At 49.0% G+C, this 21,713-nt stretch carries 19 protein-coding genes; 3 read left to right on the top strand and 16 right to left on the bottom strand.

Annotated features, from left to right (window positions below):
• Nucleotides 1–13: 13 nt before the first annotated feature.
• Nucleotides 14–325 carry an iron-sulfur cluster biosynthesis family protein gene (locus ADU24_RS08655; protein WP_053366250.1) on the bottom strand — a complete coding sequence of 104 codons (312 nt, stop codon included), beginning with the start codon at nucleotides 323–325 and terminating at the stop codon, nucleotides 14–16.
• Between the two features lie 239 nt (nucleotides 326–564).
• Nucleotides 565–993: an organic hydroperoxide resistance protein gene (locus ADU24_RS08650; RefSeq protein WP_053368849.1), complete on the bottom strand. Its 429-nt coding sequence runs from the start codon at nucleotides 991–993 to the stop codon at nucleotides 565–567.
• A gap of 234 nt (nucleotides 994–1,227) precedes the next feature.
• On the opposite strand from ADU24_RS08650, the gene ADU24_RS22970 reads away from it, so the two are divergent.
• On the top strand, nucleotides 1,228–1,365 hold the full coding sequence (locus ADU24_RS22970) for a hypothetical protein (RefSeq protein ID WP_156324539.1): 138 nt from the start codon (nucleotides 1,228–1,230) through the stop codon (nucleotides 1,363–1,365).
• A gap of 88 nt (nucleotides 1,366–1,453) precedes the next feature.
• Here ADU24_RS22970 and mutL read toward each other — a convergent pair whose 3' ends face one another.
• Together mutL and mutS are read right to left on the bottom strand one after the other, a co-directional pair.
• Entirely contained in the window at nucleotides 1,454–3,496 is a 2,043-nt protein-coding gene (mutL, locus tag ADU24_RS08645; RefSeq protein WP_053366249.1) for a DNA mismatch repair endonuclease MutL, read from the bottom strand.
• Between the two features lie 72 nt (nucleotides 3,497–3,568).
• Nucleotides 3,569–6,223 (bottom strand): DNA mismatch repair protein MutS, encoded by a 2,655-nt coding sequence (gene mutS / locus ADU24_RS08640; RefSeq protein ID WP_053366248.1) that lies wholly within the window; start codon nucleotides 6,221–6,223, stop codon nucleotides 3,569–3,571.
• 350 nt (nucleotides 6,224–6,573) lie between these two features.
• Here mutS and ADU24_RS08635 point away from each other — a divergent pair, with 350 nt between their 5' ends.
• Nucleotides 6,574–7,011, top strand: coding sequence for a cupin domain-containing protein (locus tag ADU24_RS08635; RefSeq protein WP_053366247.1), 438 nt, complete (start codon nucleotides 6,574–6,576; stop codon nucleotides 7,009–7,011).
• A gap of 59 nt (nucleotides 7,012–7,070) precedes the next feature.
• On the opposite strand, the gene ADU24_RS08630 is transcribed toward ADU24_RS08635, so the two are convergent.
• Nucleotides 7,071–7,274 (bottom strand): hypothetical protein, encoded by a 204-nt coding sequence (locus ADU24_RS08630; RefSeq protein ID WP_053366246.1) that lies wholly within the window; start codon nucleotides 7,272–7,274, stop codon nucleotides 7,071–7,073.
• A gap of 143 nt (nucleotides 7,275–7,417) precedes the next feature.
• Here ADU24_RS08630 and ADU24_RS08625 point away from each other — a divergent pair, with 143 nt between their 5' ends.
• A complete protein-coding gene (locus ADU24_RS08625; protein ID WP_053366245.1) occupies nucleotides 7,418–8,572 on the top strand; it encodes a 4Fe-4S dicluster domain-containing protein in 1,155 nt (384 codons plus the stop codon).
• A gap of 125 nt (nucleotides 8,573–8,697) precedes the next feature.
• On the opposite strand, the gene ADU24_RS08620 is transcribed toward ADU24_RS08625, so the two are convergent.
• From ADU24_RS08620 to ADU24_RS08570, 11 genes are all read right to left on the bottom strand, one after another.
• The gene (locus ADU24_RS08620; RefSeq protein WP_053366244.1) at nucleotides 8,698–9,240 is read right to left on the bottom strand and encodes an outer spore coat protein CotE; all 543 of its coding nucleotides are present in this window, start codon (nucleotides 9,238–9,240) and stop codon (nucleotides 8,698–8,700) included.
• Between the two features lie 404 nt (nucleotides 9,241–9,644).
• Nucleotides 9,645–10,079, bottom strand: coding sequence for a RicAFT regulatory complex protein RicA family protein (locus tag ADU24_RS08615; protein ID WP_053366243.1), 435 nt, complete (start codon nucleotides 10,077–10,079; stop codon nucleotides 9,645–9,647).
• Nucleotides 10,080–11,639, bottom strand: coding sequence for a tRNA (N6-isopentenyl adenosine(37)-C2)-methylthiotransferase MiaB (miaB, locus tag ADU24_RS08610; protein ID WP_053366242.1), 1,560 nt, complete (start codon nucleotides 11,637–11,639; stop codon nucleotides 10,080–10,082).
• 223 nt (nucleotides 11,640–11,862) lie between these two features.
• Nucleotides 11,863–12,729: a 2-oxoacid:ferredoxin oxidoreductase subunit beta gene (locus ADU24_RS08605; RefSeq protein ID WP_053366241.1), complete on the bottom strand. Its 867-nt coding sequence runs from the start codon at nucleotides 12,727–12,729 to the stop codon at nucleotides 11,863–11,865.
• Nucleotides 12,730–14,463, bottom strand: coding sequence for a 2-oxoacid:acceptor oxidoreductase subunit alpha (locus ADU24_RS08600; protein ID WP_053366240.1), 1,734 nt, complete (start codon nucleotides 14,461–14,463; stop codon nucleotides 12,730–12,732).
• 295 nt (nucleotides 14,464–14,758) lie between these two features.
• Nucleotides 14,759–15,682, bottom strand: a complete 924-nt coding sequence (locus ADU24_RS08595; protein WP_053366239.1) for a dipeptidase — start codon at nucleotides 15,680–15,682, stop codon at nucleotides 14,759–14,761.
• Between the two features lie 157 nt (nucleotides 15,683–15,839).
• Nucleotides 15,840–16,100, bottom strand: coding sequence for a stage V sporulation protein SpoVS (gene spoVS / locus ADU24_RS08590; RefSeq protein WP_010193268.1), 261 nt, complete (start codon nucleotides 16,098–16,100; stop codon nucleotides 15,840–15,842).
• Nucleotides 16,101–16,273: 173 nt separating this feature from the next.
• Nucleotides 16,274–17,071: a TIGR00282 family metallophosphoesterase gene (locus ADU24_RS08585; RefSeq protein WP_053366238.1), complete on the bottom strand. Its 798-nt coding sequence runs from the start codon at nucleotides 17,069–17,071 to the stop codon at nucleotides 16,274–16,276.
• Nucleotides 17,072–17,318: 247 nt separating this feature from the next.
• Complete coding sequence (rny, locus tag ADU24_RS08580; protein ID WP_053366237.1) at nucleotides 17,319–18,881, bottom strand: ribonuclease Y; 1,563 nt, start codon at nucleotides 18,879–18,881, stop codon at nucleotides 17,319–17,321.
• A gap of 247 nt (nucleotides 18,882–19,128) precedes the next feature.
• Nucleotides 19,129–20,172 carry a recombinase RecA gene (gene recA / locus ADU24_RS08575; protein ID WP_053366236.1) on the bottom strand — a complete coding sequence of 348 codons (1,044 nt, stop codon included), beginning with the start codon at nucleotides 20,170–20,172 and terminating at the stop codon, nucleotides 19,129–19,131.
• Between the two features lie 285 nt (nucleotides 20,173–20,457).
• Nucleotides 20,458–21,708 (bottom strand): competence/damage-inducible protein A, encoded by a 1,251-nt coding sequence (locus ADU24_RS08570; RefSeq protein WP_053366235.1) that lies wholly within the window; start codon nucleotides 21,706–21,708, stop codon nucleotides 20,458–20,460.
• Nucleotides 21,709–21,713 lie beyond the last annotated feature (5 nt).

Below are 21,713 nucleotides of genomic sequence, written 5' to 3'. Positions count from 1 at the left end.
ATCCCCATTATTTCTATACCCTTTCCAGCTTCAGGTTGTACCTGTATACCTCTTCATCCGACGACAGCTTGAAACCAAGCCCCGGATTGAAATCAAGTGTAATCCGTTTGTACAGATGCTTTTGGCTCTCTTTGGAAACAAGGATCCGAATGCCCTCTATCTCAAAAAGATCGTCATCTTCATTCGTTTTATCGATTTTCAGGGAATACTCCGCATAAATGGAACAGCTCCCGATAAAGACTGCTTCAATCCGGATGCCTTCCACGTCATGAAGATTGGCCTTTTTCAATTCATCAAGTGCCGCTGGCCTTATGATAATCTCCATTATTACCATCCTTCTTTTAAAAATAAGTCATTTTATTTATTTTTGTGATAATCGAAGGCTTAGTCGTAATAGTATTTTTTGAAAACTTAGCCAGTCATTTGAGTGTTAGTTTTTCCTAGAGTAAGCTGTTAGTTGATGTGTTTATTATTTTCGAAAAAATCAAAAGGTGCCGCATGGCAGCACCCTGTTGTCATTTGTGTATTTGGCTTGCAATTTGGAACACAGTCCGATTCGTCCGATTATTCGGCTACTGATTCAAGGGAAACCTCGATGTTCCCACGGGTCGCCTTTGAATACGGGCAGAATTCGTGCGCTTTTTGCACAAGGCTTTCCAGCTTTTCCTGGTCAATTCCTTTGCCTTTTACCTGAAGAGTAACGGCGAGCTTGAAGCCATCGTCCTGTTCGTCTTTTAATAAGCTTACATTCGCGGTAACCTCGGAGTCAAACTTTACGCCTTCCTTCTTTGCCATCAGTTGCAGTGAGCCGTCAAAGCAGGCTGAATATCCGGCTGCGAAAAATTCCTCGGGGTTCACCGCATCTGGAAGCTGCTTCGCCCGATCCGTGCCTGGCATTGCCAGATCCATGTCGATTTTCCCTTCCGATGACCGAACATGTCCTTCCCTTCCGCCTGTTGCGGTTACAGAAGAAGTAAGAATTTTTTCACTCATGATTCCATCCCCTTTAACGTATAGTCTCTTTCTCTTTTCCACTGCCCGGACAACCATAAACCCGCCCGGGGGCAGAAAGTAATTTACAAGCTCCGCATAATGCATAAGTGTTAAAAATTTGTCACTATCCTCTATCCATCATGGACCCTGACATTGTAGAATGAAGGGACAGGTTGCTTTCGAAAGCGGAAACTTAAAGCAAACCATAGAAGGACACGCAAGGGGAGAAATTAGTTGCAGCACAGTTCCATTACAATTGATACGAACAAGACAATCATCACGTTGGTTAACACCGGGGAAACAGTTGACAATACCCATTTTGAACCTGGGAAGGAATATATCGTCACCATCCAGCTGACAAAAGTTAAATAACCTTAACAAACAAAATCCCCTGCCGCCAATGGCTAGGGGATTTTTTCCGTATTCGCGGGTTCCGCCGCAAATTCTTTTGCAAGTTCTTTTACATAACTCGCTTGAACATCTTCTCCATTTCATATGAAGAAAAATGAACAATAATCGGGCGGCCGTGCGGACAGGTGAATGGGTCCGAAGCGAGGCGAAGATCGTCAAGGAGCGCCTGGATCTCATCGTTCCGCAAATGGCGGTTCGCTTTGATGGACGCCTTGCAGCTCATCATGATTGCCGCCTCTTCACGAAGCCTTTTAATGTCGATCTTTTTCATTGAAATGAGCTGTTCAATCATTTCTTCAATGATTTCCTTTTCCTCACCCTGAGGTAGCCATTGCGGATGGGAACGGACAATAAAGCTGTTCGGGCCGAATTCCTCGAGAAAAACACCGACCTTTTCAAGCTCTTCCCTGTGTTCATTGATTTTCACACATTCGTCCGTCGAATACTCAAATGTGAGCGGAACAAGCATTTCCTGCAGCTCACTTTCTACCTGTCCAACTTTGTCCCGGAAAAACTCGTACTTCAGCCGCTCCTGTGCCGCATGCTGGTCTATGATATATAGCCCGTTCTCATTCTGTGCGAGGATATAAGTGCCGTGCATCTGGCCGATCGGATACATGCGTGGCACCCGTTCTGTTGCGGTCCCGGCGGATGGAGCAGGGCCTTCAGAAACTGCTACTTGTTCGCCCTCCAATGGCAAAGGCTCCCGGCTCCCCTCTTCGGCTTGCGGCAGGAACATTTCCTTCACCTGATTCGGCAGGCTCGTCCAGGAGGTTTCCGTGCTGGCAACCCGCCGCGTTGGGAATGGTGCGGATTGAGCCGAAGAATGGAGTGCTCCATTCATTCGGGACAGACCTATTTGCGCTTCCTCTCGCCCCGTACTACTTCCAGTAATCACAGAATCTTCGTAAACTGGTCCTCCTCCATTTGGAGGTAACTGGTTGGACGAAGATTGAGATGGTGCCTCGTACCCAAAACGAGATTCATTTTGGACACTTCGTGAAGTAGCTTGTGCGGTTGTTTCCTGCCCATTATCAAGTTGAAGACTCGTTTGTTCGGACATTGGTTTCACAATCCGCTCGGGTTTGTAGCCGGACGGGATGAGCTGCTTGTCCTTGAAGGCGGCTGAAATGGCGGATTGGACGAGTTCAAACAACTCGGCTTCCTTACTGATTCGCACTTCCATTTTCGAAGGATGGACGTTCACATCGACGAGAATCGGGTCCATTTCGATGTTCAGCAGCACGATCGGAAACCGGCCAATCGGGAGGAGCGTATGGTACCCTTCCATGACCGCCTTCGCAAGCCCGTAGTTCCGTATAAACCGGCTGTTGATCATCGTCGAAATATAATTGCGTGAAGCCCGCGTTACTTCAGGAAGCGACGCATAGCCGCTGATTTTGTAATCGAGAGACTTGCCCTCGATCGGCACAAGCATCTTTGCGATTCCCATGCCGTATATCGCAGCAAGAACCTGGCGGACATCCCCATTTCCGTTCGTGTGGAGCAGTTTTTTCCCATTATGGACGAGCCGGAACGAAACTTCGGGATGGGACAACGCAAGCCTGTTGACCAGGTCCGTGATATTGCCAAGTTCCGTATGGATCGTCTTCACATATTTCAGACGGGCGGGCGTGTTATAAAACAAGTCCGTGACCGTAATATCCGTTCCCCGCCTGCTCGGCGCCTTTTCAAAAGCGGTTTCCCGACCGCCTTCGATTACAATTCTCGTTCCGGCTGAGTCGCCGGTCGATGTTTTCATTTCGAGCCGGGAAACCGAGGCGATACTCGGAAGCGCCTCCCCGCGGAAACCAAGCGTCCGGATTCGGAACAAATCCGCTTCATCCTTGATCTTGCTCGTCGCATGCCGGTGGAAGGCTTTTGCCACATCGTCCTCGGAGATGCCTTCCCCATTATCTGTAATCCGGATTTTCGCAAGCCCGGCTTCTTCAACTTCTATTTCAATGATGGTGCTTCCCGCGTCAAGGGCATTTTCGACCAGCTCCTTGACGACGGAAGCCGGGCGTTCAACAACCTCGCCAGCCGCTATTTTATTCGATAACGCGTCATCAAGCTGAATGATTTTGCCCACGGACACACCCCCTGTATCTTTTTACGATGCCTTTTTACGGTGCCTTGCACCCGAATGGATGGCACACTACCGTTAATTCCGTACCTTTTTTTGCAGTTCATAAAGGATATTCATCGCCTGGAGCGGTGTTAGGTCCAGGATATCCAATTCGCGGATTTTTTCAACGACCTTCTTTTCCTTCGTACCAAGCTCCGCCTTTTTCGGCTGGACCGGCTCGTCAAAAAAGGATAGCTGGGCGGTCTTCGCAACTTTGTGCGCTTGTTCTGCCACATGTTCAGCCGCCGTTTCCTTCCCATCCGGCAACACCGGAACGGGCTTTTCAGGCGTTTCAAGCTTTTCCCCCTGAGCTTGCGACTGCTCGAGCGATGAAAGTATATCATTCGCCCTGGAAATGAGTTCCTTCGGGAGTCCGGCCAGTTCGGCAACATGGATTCCATAGCTCTTATCGGCCGGGCCTTCTTTTATTTTATGAAGAAAAACAACCTTGCCTTGATGCTCAATCGCGCTGACATGTACGTTATGCAGCCTTTCAAGCTCTTCTTCCAGCACGGTCAGTTCATGGTAATGCGTTGAAAATAGCGTTTTTGCGCCAATCCGGTTATGGACAAACTCAATGATCGCCTGGGCGAGCGCCATCCCGTCATACGTTGATGTCCCACGCCCGATTTCATCAAATAAAATCAGGCTGTCCTGCGTCGCGTTTGCAATCGCGTTTTTCGCCTCAAGCATCTCGACCATGAATGTGCTCTGCCCGGAAACAAGGTCGTCCGCCGCGCCAATCCGTGTGAACACCTGATCGAATATCGGCAGCACTGCCTTAGAAGCCGGGACATAGCAGCCAATCTGCGCGAGGATCGCCGTCAGGGCAACCTGGCGCATATACGTGCTTTTACCCGACATATTCGGTCCGGTGATGAGAAGTATTTCCCGGTCGCCGGACATCCTGCAGTCATTCGGGACGTATTCCTGGGAATCAAGCACCTTCTCGACAACCGGATGCCTGCCTTCTTCTATAACAATCTCCCGAGAGTCCGAAAACTCAGGCTTCACATACTTCCTCGTCTCGCTCACTTCGGCGAAGCTTTGCAGCACATCAATTTCGCTAAGCGTTTTTGCCAAAGCCTGAAGCCTCGGAATATGCTCCTTCACCTGGTCACGGATTTCACAGAAAAGCTCGTACTCAAGCTCGCCGCATTTCTCTTCCGCCTCAAGGATCAGCGCTTCCTTTTCCTTCAGCGCCGGTGTGATGAACCGCTCCGCATTCGTTAACGTCTGCTTTCGCTCGTACTGGCCCTCCTCAAGGAGATGCAGGTTTGCCCGGGTCACCTCAATGTAATAGCCGAACACGCGATTATAGCCTACCTTGAGCGATTTGATTCCCGTCTTTTCCCGCTCATCACGCTCGAGCTGGGCAATCCAAGTCTTCCCGTTCCTGCTCGCATCACGGTATTGGTCGAGCTGTTCGTTGAAACCATCCTTGATAATATTCCCGTCCTTTACCGACAGCGGCGGATTGTCGACAATCGCCTGCTCGAGAAGGTCGACTACTTCCTCGCAATGGTCAAGGTTTTCCGCTAGCTCCCCAGTCTCCTCTCCGGGAATCCGGCTCAGGATATCATTCAAATGGGGAATTTGCTGGAGGGACCGCAACAGCTGCTTCAGGTCGCGGGCATTCACATTCCCGAATGCAACACGCCCCGCAAGCCGTTCAAGGTCATACACTTCCTTCAACCGCTCCTGCAATTCCTTCCTCTCAAAATAGGCGCTGATGAACTGGCCGGTCAACGCAAGCCGCCTCTCGATTTCCTGGCGGTCAATCCGCGGCCTGTCAACCCATTGCTTCAGCATCCGGCCGCCCATCGCCGTCTTCGTTTCATCCAGAAGCCAGAGCAGTGAGCCCTTTTTTCCTTTCGAGCGGATTGTTTCCGTCAGCTCGAGATTGTGTTTTGAAAAATAATCGATTTTCATGAACTGGTGGACCTGGTACGTCGTCACCGGCTGCAGGTGGCCAAGGCTCCGTTTCTGGGTACGGTGCAAATAGTTGAACAACCGCGCCGCCGTCACCCGGAACTTGTCCTGATTCAGATCTTGCATCAAATCCGCAAAAGAATCCGCCACGTCCGTCTCTTCCTCATACGAAATTGCAAGCACATTCCGTTCCTGCATTTTCTTCTGAAGCCCTTCATCCAGCTTTGCGGAAAGGACAACCTCTTTTGCCCCGAGAACGGAAATTTCGTTCAGGACCTCTTCTTCTTTCGCCGCGAGCAGCGTGACCTTGTTTTCCCCCGTCGACAAATCCGTATAGGCAAAGCCGTACGTACCATCCTCGCATTGCGTAACCGTTGCGAGATAGTTGTTTTCTTTTTCCTGCAGGCTCCGGCCTTCCATGATTGTCCCCGGCGTAATCAGCTGGATCACTTCCCGGCGGACGACCCCCTTCGCCTGCTTCGGATCCTCCGTTTGCTCGCAGATCGCCACTTTATAACCCTTTTCAATCAATCGCTCTATGTACCCTTGAGCGGAATGATACGGAACGCCGCACATCGGAATCCGATCATCCGTGCCGCCTTCCCTGCTTGTCAATGTAATTTCAAGCTCCTGGGAAGCCTTCAGCGCGTCCTCGAAAAACATCTCGTAAAAATCGCCAAGGCGAAAAAATAAAAAGGCATCCTGGTATTCTGCCTTAATTTTTAAATATTGCTGTATCATCGGCGTATAAGCTGCCATCGTATCCTCCAAAAATCACATTCTAGTATGGGGCCTTCCCCATTCGTGTTCCTTCGACAGTTAATTATAACATATTTTGCTCCGCCGACCCGAAACAGAACGGTCTTTTTGGACACGTAGGCACGCAAAAAAACCACAGGTTTATCTCCATAACGTTACATTGGGAAACTTCCAAAGAAAAATGGAAACTTGTTTAATCTTCCAGCAAACCGGGAAACATGTGGTTAAAGCGACTTCCTTACGACGATTTCATCCCGAAAAACGATGGTCCCATTTTCAAAAACGCTAGCAACCAAACAGCACGCAATGGCTGTACATATGATGGCTGATTATTGGGAGGGTAGGCAGGTATGAAGTATTCTGATGTAAAAGTAATCTATTTACTCGAAAATCGTTTTGTGCCCGGGAAACCGGCCAGACCGGTCCTTTACTATCCAGGTGCACTGAAAGACGCATCGCACGGCGCCGAAAAGCAACTCGTGGACAAATGGAAGAACGGCATTTCCGGGTACTATCGCAACCACCGCTCCAGCCATGAAGTCCTCGGTGTCATCCAGGGAAGTGCCGCCCTTGAAATCGGCGGTGAGCGCAAAGTCCAGCTCGAAGTGAAGCCAGGCGACCTCATCGTTTTCCCGACGGGCACCGAAAAAAGGCCTGTCTCCGTAAGCCCCGACTTCAAAGCAGCCGGTTTCCATTCGGATGACGATGGCGAAGACGTCTTCTATTCCGAAACCCCGCTCTATAACAACCAGGAAGCACACTATTACCAACTGACCTTCAACTTCTAAACATGCCGCTAAATAGCAAAAGCAGCCCGCCGAATCAACGGCAGCTGCTTTTTTGAGTTTTAATCCGAAAAATACTCCTCGAACTTTTCCTTATCCGTTTGCTTCTTGTTTTCATAGTAAGGATTGTCCTCAGTCGGACTATCCGGATCCAAATTCGTCTTAATGACAAGCATCGGCCCCTTCGCCCCTTTGGCAATCACCCTATCATCAAGCTCCTTGAAATCCGGCAGGCGTTCGCTGCCCGGCTTATTCGGTTCCGTCATCTCCGCACCTCCTTCTCCTATCTTTCCATGAAGCAGCGCGTTTATGTATCGTTTCCGAACGTTTTGTGAAACAATGAGCATAAACAACAAATTCCCATCCTTCCGGTTTACAATGAAAGAAAAAGGGACGGGAGCTGAGTCCGTTGTCACTATTGACCAAATGGCTGGAAAACCTCGCCGGCGAAATCGAACTAACCCCCGCATGCCTCCGCGCACAAAGCCCGAAAAGCACCTGCGCCAAATGCCTATCAGGCTGTCCCGAACAAGCCATCGCCCTATCGGAAGCCGGCGCAACAATCAATCCTGCCCTATGCACCACCTGTGGAGCGTGCGTCCCTGCCTGTCCCGTCCAGGCAATCCACGGCCGCTCCCCCGAACGCCGCGTCACCGGAAACACCCTCCTGCTGGAAGAAGGACCGTTCCCCGTGGCCCAAGAGCTTCTTTATTTTTATAAAAAAGGGGTCAACACACTCGATTTCGGCCCCAAAAACCCTGGTTACCTGGATGCACTCCAGATAGCGGACTCCCTGCTCGCCGACATCGGCCTGCCTTCTTTTACCATCGTTCACTCGCTCCCGGCCGGTAAATACAGGCGAGATGGTTCTGAACGGGAGGTTTTAATGCTGAATGATATGCTGGCGGATGGCTCAGGACTGGACGGTTCTGTTCAAGGGCTTTCCATGTTGAACGATAAGCTGGAGGGTTGCTCTGGACTGGAAGGTTCTTTACAGGAGACTTCAATGCTGAATGTTATGCAAGAGGGTTGCTCTGGAAGGGTCTCTCCAGTGCACGGTATTTTTCCGCCAGATTCAACTTCTCAGCCATCTTCAAGGCGGCAATTTTTCCATCACGCATTTCGGGAAACTACGAAAATCGCGGCCAAAACGCTCACCCCATCCAAGTGGCGCTTCAATCATTCCGAATTCAATATGGCAAGGATGTTTACTGAAGTGTCTCTTTATGAAGTAGATTTGGATCGAAGCAGCTGCACCCTCTGTGAAGCGTGCTTCAAGCTATGCAAGCAGCGCATTTTTACAATAAAAGGCGATACTCTAGAAATTTGCCACGCCAAATGCAACGGCTGCGGCCTTTGCGCAGATGTATGCGACAGCAAGGCGGTTCGCATCCGCTTGAAAGCACATCGGGTATTACGCGAGGAACTACCGCTCAACCAGGATGTTTGTACTGAATGCGGTTCCGCCTATCCCGGCTGGCCTGAAAATAGAAAGGCGGACTCAACCTGCCCGCCGTGTGAAAGCAGGAAACAGTTTGGCTACCTGAACCCTTTTTGCACATAAAAATTTTCCAACCGCAAAGACCGATTCATCCCAACCCTCGTGGCGAATCGGTCTTTCGAAACAGCACAAGCGTGCATTGCCCGCAAAAAGAAGAAAACTAGGAAGAAAACCCTCCTAGTTTATGCTTATTCTTCTTCCGAGCCGACAAGGAAATCTGGGTTGATTTCTTCAAACTCCCCATCATCAAGGCCAAGATCCCATTCATCATCGCAGCCGCAGCCGTCTGGGTTGATCGCCACACAGACCTTTGTTTCCCCAATCACCTCAACCGTGAATTCCCTCTCCACGTGGACGATGATTTTGTTTCCGCTCGGCGAGATGACTGCCTCGCAGCAGTTTGGCTGCTGAAGGACTTTCGCGATGATTCCATCGTCATCCTGGCAATCTTTGTCCCGGTATTTGAGCTTGATGACATCCGTATAACGGACACGTTCAGTGACAACTTCTGTTTTTGAATTGTCATTGAACGAGTGCCAAATGTTGATGTCATAGGAGCCATGGATTTCAACCGTTTTGCCGACTTTTTTCGCTTCGTATTTATGGTTGATAATCCAGCAGCCAAGTATGCTGGATGGATTATGCGCCGGACAGATCGTGTGCTGGGACTGTGTAAACTTGTGCCCCTTTGCAACGACTGCTTTTGTAATTATCTCTCTGTAATCTCCCATTCGAGCAAACCCTCCTCATTCAGTATCACTTCATCCTATGCGTGTGTACAGACTTGGGTGCACTTAATTTACAATGCATCGGATAAATGTATAGGCATGCTTCATTATATGCGCGGCAGAATGATAAGTTCCTTTTCAGATGGGAGATGGTAGGTTTTTGCCCCGAAAAACAACCCGCCTGCCGATTAACCTGTCTTCTAAAAAGTTGAATGTCCGGACTCTATTAGGGCTGCGAGTGAAACCCTTTTCGAGTTTTAGTGCGTGCTTGTCACTCAACAGGGTTTGAATACTTGGTTGTCACGAATCAAGGCTTTGCATGACACCAACCTGTTCCCCCCTTTGAATGAGGCATCATTAAACGAAAAAAAGCAGGCTCAACTAGTGAGCCTGCCATAAAACATGTATTAATGATCGTGGCTGCAGCCGGCGCCGCTCTGAACAGCCGCGCCAGTTTCGCCGCGGAGAACATCCCCGCCTGTTGATTCGATTACAAGATCCGTTACGGTGTTTGAAATTGTTGTCGCGATCATTTGAAGAAGCTCATTGATTTCGACTTGGGATTGCTTGAAATCCTGAACGACAGGAATCTCATCCAATTCCTGCTGGATTGACTCGATTTTTTCTTCAACTTTTTTCAGGGCTTCGGGCTTCCCATAATGCTGAAGGTTGACCGCTTGCTTTTGAAGGCCTTTAATGTCTGCGATCAGGGTGCTTACCTTTGGATTGGAGTGGATTTTGGCTTCCGCCTTTTTGAAGAAATCCACTTCTTCTGTTTCCGCAATCATGTTGGCAAGCTCTTTCGCGCGTACAATGATATCATCTTTCGAATACTTCGCCATTTAATTCACCTCTGCCAATGATACAGCCTCCTCGGCTGTTGCTTCTACCATTTCGCCGTTCAATGACCATGTTCTTGTTTCGTTGATTTTCACTTTGACGATTTTGCCGATTGCCGTTTTTGGCCCTTTGAAGTTAACAAGCTTGTTCTTGTCTGTATAACCAGCAAGAATATCTGGATTGTTCTTGCTTTCCCCTTCAACAAGAACCTCGACAATTTGATTTTCGTACGTTTTCATCGCTTTGGCCGATAGCTCATTTACAAGGCTATTCAAACGCTGAAGTCGGGCTTTCTTTACATCCAGCGGTACATTGTCCTTCATTTTCGCAGCTGGCGTACCTTCACGTGGGGAGTAAATGAACGTGTATGCCAACTCATAGCCAACTTCCTCGTATAAGGTCATTGTCTCTTCGAATTGCTCATCCGTTTCATTTGGGTAGCCGACGATGATGTCAGTCGTCAAGGCGACGTTCGGGATGGCAGCCTTGATTTTGCTGACAAGCTCAAGGTATTCTTCACGGGTATATTTACGACCCATAATTTTCAGCACTTCCGTTGATCCTGACTGGACAGGAAGATGGATATGCGGCATTAGGTTTCCGCCCTTGGCAAGTACTTCAATGAGGCGGTCATCAAAATCCCAAGGATGGCTCGTTGTAAAACGGACACGAGGGATGCCTATCTTACGCATATCATCCAGAAGGTCACCAAGACCATATTGAATATCTTCTATATCTTTTCCATACGAATTCACGTTCTGGCCAAGCAAAGTAACTTCCTGGTAGCCTTCAGCAGCCAGCTGGCGGACTTCTTGGATGATATCTTCAGGCCTGCGGCTCCGTTCTTTTCCACGAGTGAACGGAACAATACAATACGTACAGAATTTATCACAGCCGTACATAATATTGACCCAAGCCTTAATGTTACCGCGGCGAACTTTAGGGAGGTTTTCTATAACGTCGCCTTCTTTGGACCATACTTCCACTACCATTTCCTTCGACATATATGCATCGCTAAGGATGTTTGGCAGCCTATGGATGTTATGGGTTCCGAAAATCATATCGACATGCTGATACGTCTTCAAAATTTTGTTGACGACGGATTCTTCCTGGGACATGCAGCCGCAGACCCCAATGAGCAAGTCAGGACGCTCCTTTTTCAAGCCCTTCAAGTGGCCGAGTTCACCGAAAACTTTGTTTTCCGCATTTTCACGGATGGCACAAGTGTTTAACAAGATGACATCGGCATCTTCGGTCTTATCGGTCGGTTCATAGCCAAGCGCCATAAAAATACCGGCCATCACCTCAGTATCATGCTCATTCATCTGGCAGCCATAGGTACGGATATAGAATTTCCTGCCATCGCCCATACCCCTGAATTCCTCGGAAATGGAAAAATCATCATGGTACTTAACTTCTTCTTTACCCCGTTTTCTCGCATCCTTTAGGGAAGGCGGCACAAATACGGTTTCGAAATACTTGCTGTAATCCTTCGCGGATTTTTTGTCCGTTGAATTATCAGCTTTTGCCTGGCTGGATTCTAAACGCTGATTCTCGTTCATTGTCCTGCTCCTTTCCTGCTTGTTTTCTATTAGAAAAACACACTTTTTATATAAATCTGCACATTACTATAGTATAAATGGTTGGAAGGGCGAAAACAATAGAAACTTCCCCCCCGGCGCCTCTTGCCCCCTACCCGCTTACAGCAGCTTTCAATTGGAGTGTTCCCTTAAAACAAAAGCACCCCGGCTGGAGAGCGGGGTGCTTTTAGACCAAAAGGATAGGTTACATGAATTCGGCTGCAAGCTTGTCGAAATGCGCCTGGTCAAGATCCAGGTCTGCGTGGGCAAGCGGGGTTTGGGAATAGCCGGTTACCAGCTCCTGATAGGACTGGCGCTCTGTGTTCTGGTAGATTAGACCTGTAACCAGCCCGTTATGCCTCATCAGCGTCTGCATCGCGAGTTCGCGGTTATGAGGGTCATAGCCTTCGATATCGCTCAGCTTTGTCAGGTTTTCCTTGAACCAGTCGTATGTGTTCACTTTATTGTACGTAACACAAGGGCTGAAAACGTTGATCAGGGAAAATCCTTTATGATTAATGCCCGCTTCGATGAGGGCGGTAAGGTCTTTCAGGTCGGTTGAAAAGCTTTGGGCAACGAAGGTCGCGCCGGCTGTCAAAGCCATTTCCATCGGTGCAATCGCCTGTTCAATCGAACCCATTGGCGTTGATTTTGTTTTGAAGCCTGCGGCGGACCTTGGGGATGTCTGCCCCTTGGTCAATCCGTAAATTTGGTTGTCCATGACAATATAGGTAATGTCGATGTTACGGCGAATCGCATGGATCGTATGTCCCATTCCGATGGCGAATCCATCTCCGTCCCCGCCGGAAGCGAGGACAGTCAGATCGCGGTTGGCCATTTTAACGCCCTGGGCGATTGGAAGCGAACGGCCATGGATGCCATGGAAACCATAGGAATTTATATAACCGGAGATACGGCCGGAGCAGCCTATTCCTGAAATGACGGCAAGTTGTTCCGGCTCAAGGCCAACGTTTGCTGCTGCGCGCTGGATGGCAGCCTGCACGGAAAAGTCCCCGCATCCTGGGCACCAGTTCGGTTTTACATTGTTGCGGAATTCCTTAAATGTTGCCATTTAGAACAACTCCTTGCTTTTTGTGTAAATTTCATTAGGAAGGAATGGGTTTCCGTCATATTTCAACAGATTGTACATTTTTTCGGCATGGCCCACATTCATCTTCATAATATTAGCCAGCTGTCCGGTTGCGTTGTTCTCGACAACCATGACCCGTTTGGCGGAGCGTACAAGCTCCAGGACCTCATTCGCCGGGAACGGGTGGATCAGTCGGATTTGGGCATGGTTCACTTTATGGCCGTCAGCTTCAAGGCGGCCAATTGCCTCTTCAATCGCCCCTCTTGTCGAGTTGAAGCCAACGATCAGCAGGTCTGCCTCCTTGTGCGGGGCATACGTATGGACAGGCGTGTTGAAGCGGATATTCTTGATCTTCCTGAAACGCTTATCCATTTGTGCGATGCGGTTCGCTGCCGATTCGGACGGTTTTCCAGTCTCATCGTGCTCTACGCCAGTGACGTGGTGGATACCGTTTTTCATGCCAGGAATAACCCTAGGTGATACCCCGTCTTCTGTAACTTCATAACGCTTAAAGTAGCCTTTATTATCAATTTCCGGAAGCTCGCCGGTTGCCAGCTTGCCTCGGCGGATTTCCACCTTGCTGAAATCAAGCGGCTCGACAGTCTGCTTTCCGAGCGAAAGCTGCAGGTCGGAAAGAACGATTACCGGACACTGATACTCTTCCGCCAAGTTGAACGCCTCGGCAGTATCGTAGAATGCTTCCTGTACAGTGCTCGGCGCCAGGACGATTTTCGGAATTTCCCCGTGTGTTCCGTAAATCATTTGCATCAGGTCGGATTGCTCCTGCTTAGTCGGAAGGCCTGTTGATGGGCCACCGCGCTGTGTATCGACGATAACGACTGGCGTTTCGGTGATGCCGGCGAGGCCGATTGCTTCCATTTTAAGCGAAAGGCCCGGGCCTGCTGATGCTGTCAACGCGCGGACACCAGCGTAGTTTGCGCCGATTGCCATCGTTGCCGCAGCAATTTCGTCTTCCGTTTGAATAACTGTTCCGCCAAGGGCAGGCAGTTTTTTAATCAGGTATTCCATGATTTCGGATGCCGGCGTGATTGGGTATGCTGCCATAAAACGGCAACCGCCTGCAAGCGCTCCCAAAGCAATCGCGTCGTTGCCAATCATGAATAGCCTCTTCTTCCCATCAGCCTTGCCTAGCTGCATTGTGCGGATGCCAGCAAGCTGTTCAATCATGTAATCATGCCCTGCCTGAATCGCTTCCATGTTCTTCGCGACAACCTGGTCGCCTTTACGGCCAAAGATTTCGCGGACAACCTCTTCAAATACTAAAATATCAAGATCCAAAACCGCTGTAGTAGCACCAATCGCCACCATGTTTTTCATCAGTGACGTGCCGAGCTCTGTAGCAATATCTGTAAATGGAACCGAATACATTGCTGCCTGAGTATCTTCCGGCTTTTTAGGGCTGAACTTTGCGTCGGCAAGGATAACCCCCTTGCTATGCAGTTCCTTGTAGTTCAGGTCAATTGTTTCCTGGTCAAACGCTACCAGAATATCAAGGTCGTCGGAAATCGACCTGACTTGGGTAGTGCTGACACGGATTTTATTGTTCGTATGCCCGCCCTTGATTCGTGAAGAAAAATGGCGGTATCCGTACAGATAGTAACCAAGACGATTTAATGCAATTGAAAAAATTTCTCCCGTGCTTTCAATACCTTCCCCTTGTTGCCCTCCAACTTTCCAGGAAAGTTGATTGATCATGCTTTACACCCCTTTGGATATGTAAAAAAATTATAGTAGTGACCTTCAACTAAAAGTGTAGCACTTTTCCAAATAAACAACTAGAAATACGCTTGAATCTCAGTGATGACAAGCACTTTAGGAATCTATCTGGAGGGGTACTAAACGCTATCAATTCTAGACCTATGTTGACAAAAAAGCAACCCTTTGTGAAATTTTCGTGTCGAATTTTTTTTATTTTTCTAACAGTCAGTTTTATTTTTCAAAAACACATCCCCAACCTGTTGCATTATCGGTATCTAAATGAAAAAAGGCGCTACTGCGGAAGCCGTTTCTCCATATTTTTAAAAAGGAAGTTTTCAACCTGTATTTCAGAATAATGTTTTTGAAGCTCATTTACTAGATTCGAATAATCGGAAGCGGAAGCCAGACGGTCCACCGTTTTTTCTATGCCATCAAAGTCGGAACCAAAGCCGACATGGCCCTCGGCGCCAAGCGAGCAAACATGATCAAGATGCCGAAGAATGTCGCCGATCCCAGCCTCACCCGATTCATTCAGGAAATACGGTACAAACGTAAGCCCCATCACGCTGTCCCTACGAATCAAGGCACGAATCTGGTCATCCTTCAAATTCCTCGGGTGGCGGCAAAGCGTATGGCTATTGGAGTGGGAGGCCATTGGATAATCGGCCAGCTCAATGACATCCCAGAAGCCTCTTTCTGATAAATGCGAAACGTCGCACCACGTTTTCGTTTCGTTCAGAAGCTCGACAACCTCCCTCCCGAAAGGCGTCAGGCCCCTTCCCCGCGGTTCCTTCGCTCCGTCAGCGACTGCGTTCGCCCAGTTCCATGTCAGGCCGACAGACGATACCCCGTAGCCGAGGAGAGTTTTCAGCTTTTCGATGTCACTTCCAATGCATTCGCAGCCTTCAAGCGTCAGCATTGCCCCCATTTCGTTTTCCTTTAACCGGGCAATATTGCCACGTGTCTTTACATGGACAATTCCTTCGCTCTCTGCAATGACTTTTTTATGAAAAATGGCCGCCATCTCTTCCGCGGCATTAAACAATTGATTCTCCTTCAGCTCGGAAGGAACGTAAATCGCAAAGCATTGGACCTTCACCCCCGACTTCTTCATTCCTTCAAAATTGGCCTGGAGAAGCGGTGAATTGTTAAAATCGATCGTCTTGTCCTCAAAAAGCTTCAATAGCACGTCGCAGTGCGCGTCAAAAATCTTCATGCCTGCTCATCTCCTCGTTTCAGGTTCAACTCCCACTATCTATTATGGCATGAAAAAACCTGCCTGGTAATCACCAAACAGGTTTTTGCGGCAAATTTTGGTTTTCCCCGAAAAAGTGAAGCGCCATCCGGCCCGGCAGACCATCGCAGCTTTTTGGCTAACGCGGTTCGACAATCAATTTAATGGCTGTCCGTTCTTCCCCGTCAATGAGGATATCGGTAAATGCAGGGATGCAAATCAAATCCACTCCGCTAGGCGCCACGAACCCTCTTGCAATCGCTACTGCTTTTACAGCCTGGTTCAATGCACCTGCACCAATCGCCTGGATTTCCGCTCCGCCTCTTTCACGCAGGACCCCGGCAAGCGCACCAGCTACAGAATTAGGATTAGATTTTGCTGAAACTTTTAATATTTCCATTCCTAGCTCCTCCTCATATAATCCCGATCCCGCATGAGCAGCTCATGGACAAATCAGGTATATATCTTTCCATTCATACTATATTCATAGCCAATGGGACATATTCCGTACTGGAGGATATTTCGCTCATCCTTCTCTTCTATAGCAGGTCCTGAGAGCTAGGGTGCGCGGTGCTATGAGTAAAAAGGATGGTCACTGTTGATGAGAATCCTCTCAATCTTCTTTGCCTTTCCCGTTTTTCGGTCCAGTTCGATGGAAACCGCCGATAATTGGAAACGCCCTTCCTTAGGCACCTCGAACCTGACTGGCATGGATGTGAGGAACCGCTTCAGAACCGCGTCCCTCTCAACGCCCAAAATACCGTCATACGGCCCGGTCATTCCTACATCTGTTATAAAACCCGTCCCTCCCGGCAAAATCCGGTTGTCGGCCGTCTGAACATGCGTATGCGTGCCGACAACCGCGGATACTCGTCCGTCAAGGTACCAGCCCATCGCCTGTTTTTCGCTTGTCGCTTCTGCATGGAAATCAACGAATATGAACGGCGTCCTCTTCTCCGCTTCGGCCACCAGTTCGTCCGCTTTCCGGAACGGGCAGTCGATAGGCGCCAAAAACGTCCGGCCCTGCAAATTGATAATTGCGACTTCAAGCTCATTTATTTTAATATAGGCAATCCCTTTGCCAGGCGTGCCTTCTGGAAAATTTGCAGGCCTGACCATATTTTTTGCCCGGTCGATAAATTCAAGGATTTCCCGGTTGTCCCAAGCATGGTTCCCAAGCGTAACCGCCTGTGCGCCTGCCTCAAGGAATCCTTTGTATATTTTTTCTGTAATCCCTTTGCCTCCAGCTGCATTTTCCCCGTTTATTACGGTTAGATGAGGCCTATATTTTTCTTTAAGTTTTGGCAGATATTCCTTTACCATATCCCGGCCTGGGGAACCTACCACATCACCGATAAATAATATGTTCATGCTGCGCTCCAATACTTTTTGTCTTTTCCCTCATTGTATCACATAACCAAGCCCTTTATCCCACTCTTGGTGGGCATCTGATGTGCTCCTCTTTATCCCGCGTGAACGGTAGTGAGAACAGCTATTCTATTTGACCACAAGTTTTCGGGACTTATGTAGCTCATATAACCATTCCTGTGTCCCGATTCCGAAGTTTTCTGAATTCATAAAAACGAAAGACAGCGGCATGACTGCCGCTGTCTGTTTCTTACTTAGCGTATTCCACTGCCCGGGTTTCACGGATGACCGTTACTTTAATGTGTCCCGGATAGTCAAGCTCTTCTTCGATCCGTTTGCGGATATCCCTTGCCAGCCTGTGGGCTGCAAGATCGTCAATCGCTTCCGGTTTAACCATGATCCTTACTTCACGCCCTGCCTGAATGGCGAATGATTTTTCGACTCCTTCATAGGACTCGGAAATTTCCTCCAGTTTTTCCAGGCGGCGAATGTAATTTTCAAGCGTTTCGCTGCGTGCGCCAGGGCGTGCGGCCGACAAGGCATCGGCGGCGGCGACCAGGACAGCGATAACGGAAGTAGGCTCCTTATCGCCATGATGGGAAGCGATACTGTTGATGACAACCGGATGTTCCTTGTACTTCGTAGCAAGTTCCACACCGATTTCAACATGGCTTCCTTCCACTTCATGGTCAATTGCCTTTCCGATATCATGCAATAGTCCCGCGCGGCGGGCCAGTGTTTCGTCTTCCCCAAGTTCGGCGGCCAGCAACCCGGAAAGGTGGGCCACTTCCATTGAGTGTTTAAGCACGTTCTGTCCGTAGCTCGTACGGAACTTCAGGCGCCCGAGAATCTTGATCAAGTCAGGATGCAATCCATGGACTCCGACCTCGAACGTCGTCTGCTCGCCGATTTCACGGATGTGCTCATCGACTTCACGGCGTGCTTTATCAACCATTTCTTCAATGCGCGCCGGGTGAATCCGTCCATCCTGCACGAGCTTGTCGAGCGCAAGGCGGGCAGTTTCGCGGCGGATTGGGTCAAACCCGGATAAGATAACCGCTTCAGGGGTATCATCGATAATCAAATCGATACCTGTCAATGTTTCAAGGGTGCGGATATTCCGTCCCTCACGGCCAATGATACGGCCTTTCATCTCATCATTCGGAAGGTTGACAACTGATACAGTGGTTTCTGCCACATGGTCGGCCGCGCAACGCTGGATTGCAAGGGAAAGGATATCCTTCGCCCGCTTGTCAGCTTCCTCTTTCGCGCGGTTTTCTGTTTCCTTGATCATCATGGCCATGTCATGGGCAAGTTCTTTCTCTGTCTGGTCCAGAATAATCGCTTTAGCTTCTTCCCTGGTCAAGCCTGAGATTCTCTCAAGCTCAGCCTGTTGGGCCCGTACCATCTCGTCCACTTTGCTTTCCATCTGTTCAATATGCTGTTGTCTTTGGTTAAGAGAATCGTCCTTTTTCTCTAAAAGAATTTCACGCTTGTTGAGCGTTTCATCCTTCCGGTCCAAATTTTCTTCTCTTTGCAGCAAACGGTTTTCTTGTTTTTGCAGTTCGTTTCTTCGTTCACGAATCTCACGTTCAGCTTCTGTGCGAAGCTTGTGAATTTCATCCTTTGCTTCAAGCAGGGCTTCCTTCTTGGAGGCTTCCGCATCACGCTTCGCATCATCAAGAATCAAAGCCGCTTCGCTTTTTGCTCCAGCTACTTGTTTTTCGGCAAAGGATTTACGAATAAAATAGCCAACAACCGCACCGACGAATAGGCCAAGCAAAATGGAGATGATGATAGTAAATGGATCCATCGTTACACCTCCTCTTGCTATGAACTTTTGTTACATTTTCAAGTGTCGGCATGTACATTGTCAATCAACATACAGCAAGCACCAAGGCTTTTTAACATGTAAAATTACCAAAAATGTAAAATATACAATGTTAATTGTATAGCTGTCAATATTTATTGTCAAGGGTTTGTCCTTTAACACTTTTCAATAATTTGGAATCTGCAGAACAAGGAAAAAAGCAAAGCCGTAATGGCTTTGCTTTTGGGAGTTAATCAATCAGTTCAAACTGCTCCGAATCGTCGTCAGTTTCGGTGATGGTCTTTTCCCCATCGAGACCGTAATGGTCGCGGATTTTCTGCTGGATCGTCTTGAGGACTTCAGGGTTTTCCTTCAGGAATGCCTTTGCGTTTTCGCGACCCTGTCCAAGCCTCTCCTCGTTATAGGAATACCAGGAGCCGCTCTTTTGGACAATATCAAGCTCGGAGCCAAGGTCAATGACCTCACCTTCCTTGGAGATTCCTTCACCATACATAATATCGACTTCCGCAGTCCTGAACGGCGGAGCGACCTTATTTTTCACAACCTTGATTTTCGTTTTATTCCCAACCATTTCGGTTCCCTGCTTCAATGTCTCCGCACGGCGAACTTCAAGGCGGACTGTCGAATAGAACTTAAGCGCGCGCCCGCCCGGAGTTGTCTCAGGGTTTCCGAACATGACGCCGACTTTTTCACGAATCTGGTTGATGAAAATAGCGATCGTCTTCGATTTATTGATTGCACCGGATAGCTTGCGGAGTGCCTGGGACATCAGGCGCGCCTGCAAACCGACGTGTGAGTCGCCCATTTCCCCTTCAATCTCGGCTTTTGGCACCAATGCCGCAACGGAGTCGATGACAATGATGTCAATCGCACCGCTTCGCACGAGGGCTTCAGCAATTTCAAGAGCCTGTTCCCCGGTATCCGGCTGGGAAAGAAGCAGCTCATCAATATTGACACCAAGCTTTTGCGCATATGCCGGGTCGAGCGCATGCTCGGCATCGATGAACGCTGCCTGGCCTCCAGAAGCCTGTACTTCAGCGATTGCATGAAGGGCCACTGTCGTTTTACCCGAGCTTTCCGGGCCGTAAATTTCGATGACGCGTCCCCTTGGATATCCTCCTACCCCAAGGGCTGCATCAAGTGCGAGCGAGCCGCTCGGAATTGTGGAAATCCTGCTCTCCGTCTGTTCACCGAGCTTCATGATAGAACCTTTTCCGAATTGTTTTTCTATTTGCTTTAGCGCCATTTCTAAGGCAGCCTGACGATCACTCACAGTGTTTCCTCCTCCAAAATCATATATATATAAAAGCATAAGCGATTGACTCTAATCTAGCAAATTGCTTCTATTAATACTATACAATTTCCAGTTGCATTTGTCCAGTAAAAATACGAACGTTTATTCGATTAATTTTGAATGGCACCAGCAACCAAAAAGCCAGAATTTCCTATGGAAAGGAGGTTTTTACCCCTGACTATCCCACTGGTTCGGCGGTTATGCCCCATAGTCTGAAAATTAGCCTTCAGCCTGCCTCCACAAAAAAAAGAGAAGGAAGCCAGTTTAGGCTTCCTTCCCTTCGTTCAACTGCTTCAGGAGAAAATGGCAGCCATATTTGACCGTTCTGATCCGATTGGCACGCCTCCCGCCTCCAAGATTCAACTTTTCCACATGGGCGGGTTTCCCGTTCAGGCTGATGCCGATGTAGACTGTTCCGACCGGTTTTCCTTCAAGTTCATCCGGCCCGGCGACACCGGTAAAACTAATTCCGATATCGGCGTCCATCAGGCTTGCGACATTTTCGGCAAGCTCCGCCGCGCATTGGGCGCTCACAACGCCTACATTTTCAATCGTTTCCTTCTTTACATGAAGGACGCCTGCCTTTACTTCGTTCGTATAACAAACTACTCCGCCTTTAAGGCTGGATCCTGCTCCGGGTATGCTTGTGAATTCCTCCTGGAACATACCGCCGGTCAGGCTTTCGGCGCAGGAAATCGTCAAGCCGGCTTCTTTGATTTTTTTGGCGAGCTCGTTCATTAGGGACGTGTCGTCATAGCCATAAAAATAATCGCCAACCCTGTCGAGGATTTTCTTTTCCGTCTCGTCAAGCAATTCAATGGCGCATCCCAAAATCGAATGCTTGGCGGTCAGGCGGAGAGTGACTTCCCCTTCAGATGCGAGCGGGGCGATGGTCGGGTTTGATTGGCTGTCTATTAAATCCTCAATTTCGTTCTCAAGCATGGCTTCCCCGATTCCGAAGAAACGTAGCACCCTGGAGACAATTTGCTCCTGGGAGGGCTGCCTGCTAGTTAAAGCCTTCACCCCATACGCCAGGAACATCGGCTCCATTTCGCTCGGCGGCCCTGGAAGCAGCATATAGAGCTTATCCCCCTTATCCAGGACCATGCCCGGTGCCATCCCATGATCATTCGGCAGCACCTGCGAACCTTTTAAAACAAGCGCCTGTTTACGGTTGTTCTCGGACATCACCCGGTTGGTCCTCTTGAAGAAAAGCTCGATCGATTCCATTGCCAGCTTATCCGTTTCGATGCCGACTCCCAAATGGGATGCAATCGTTTCTTTTGTCAGATCGTCTTTTGTTGGGCCAAGTCCCCCTGTAATAATCACCAGGTCGGAGCGGCTTTCGGCAATTTCGAGCGCCTGCTTCAGACGGCCCGGATTGTCCCCGACAACTGTATGGAAGTACACATTGATTCCGATTAGCGCGAGCTGCCCGGAAAGGAAGCGTGCGTTTGTATTCGTAATTTGACCGAGCAAAAGCTCGGAACCGACTGCAATAATTTCAGCATTCACCCATC

Source organism: Bacillus sp. FJAT-27245, assembly GCF_001273955.1.
Taxonomy (GTDB): Bacteria; Bacillota; Bacilli; order Bacillales; family Cytobacillaceae; genus Bacillus_D.
The sequence above is the reverse complement of the archived record's forward strand: the minus strand, read 5'-3'. Positions and strand labels throughout refer to the sequence as shown.

Bases quoted from the DNA above. Each gene is read 5' to 3' on its own strand.
- ADU24_RS08655 (WP_053366250.1), bottom strand. From the start codon at position 325: ATGGAGATTATCATAAGGCCAGCGGCACTTGATGAATTGAAAAAGGCC.
- ADU24_RS08650 (WP_053368849.1), bottom strand. From the start codon at position 993: ATGAGTGAAAAAATTCTTACTTCTTCTGTAACCGCAACAGGCGGAAGG.
- mutS (WP_053366248.1), bottom strand. From the start codon at position 6,223: ATGGCAGCTTATACGCCGATGATACAGCAATATTTAAAAATTAAGGCA.
- ADU24_RS08635 (WP_053366247.1), top strand. From the start codon at position 6,574: ATGAAGTATTCTGATGTAAAAGTAATCTATTTACTCGAAAATCGTTTT.
- ADU24_RS08630 (WP_053366246.1), bottom strand. From the start codon at position 7,274: ATGACGGAACCGAATAAGCCGGGCAGCGAACGCCTGCCGGATTTCAAG.
- ADU24_RS08620 (WP_053366244.1), bottom strand. From the start codon at position 9,240: ATGGGAGATTACAGAGAGATAATTACAAAAGCAGTCGTTGCAAAGGGG.
- ADU24_RS08615 (WP_053366243.1), bottom strand. From the start codon at position 10,079: ATGGCGAAGTATTCGAAAGATGATATCATTGTACGCGCGAAAGAGCTT.
- miaB (WP_053366242.1), bottom strand. From the start codon at position 11,639: ATGAACGAGAATCAGCGTTTAGAATCCAGCCAGGCAAAAGCTGATAAT.
- ADU24_RS08605 (WP_053366241.1), bottom strand. From the start codon at position 12,729: ATGGCAACATTTAAGGAATTCCGCAACAATGTAAAACCGAACTGGTGC.
- ADU24_RS08600 (WP_053366240.1), bottom strand. From the start codon at position 14,463: ATGATCAATCAACTTTCCTGGAAAGTTGGAGGGCAACAAGGGGAAGGT.
- ADU24_RS08595 (WP_053366239.1), bottom strand. From the start codon at position 15,682: ATGAAGATTTTTGACGCGCACTGCGACGTGCTATTGAAGCTTTTTGAG.
- spoVS (WP_010193268.1), bottom strand. From the start codon at position 16,100: ATGGAAATATTAAAAGTTTCAGCAAAATCTAATCCTAATTCTGTAGCT.
- ADU24_RS08585 (WP_053366238.1), bottom strand. From the start codon at position 17,071: ATGAACATATTATTTATCGGTGATGTGGTAGGTTCCCCAGGCCGGGAT.
- rny (WP_053366237.1), bottom strand. From the start codon at position 18,881: ATGGATCCATTTACTATCATCATCTCCATTTTGCTTGGCCTATTCGTC.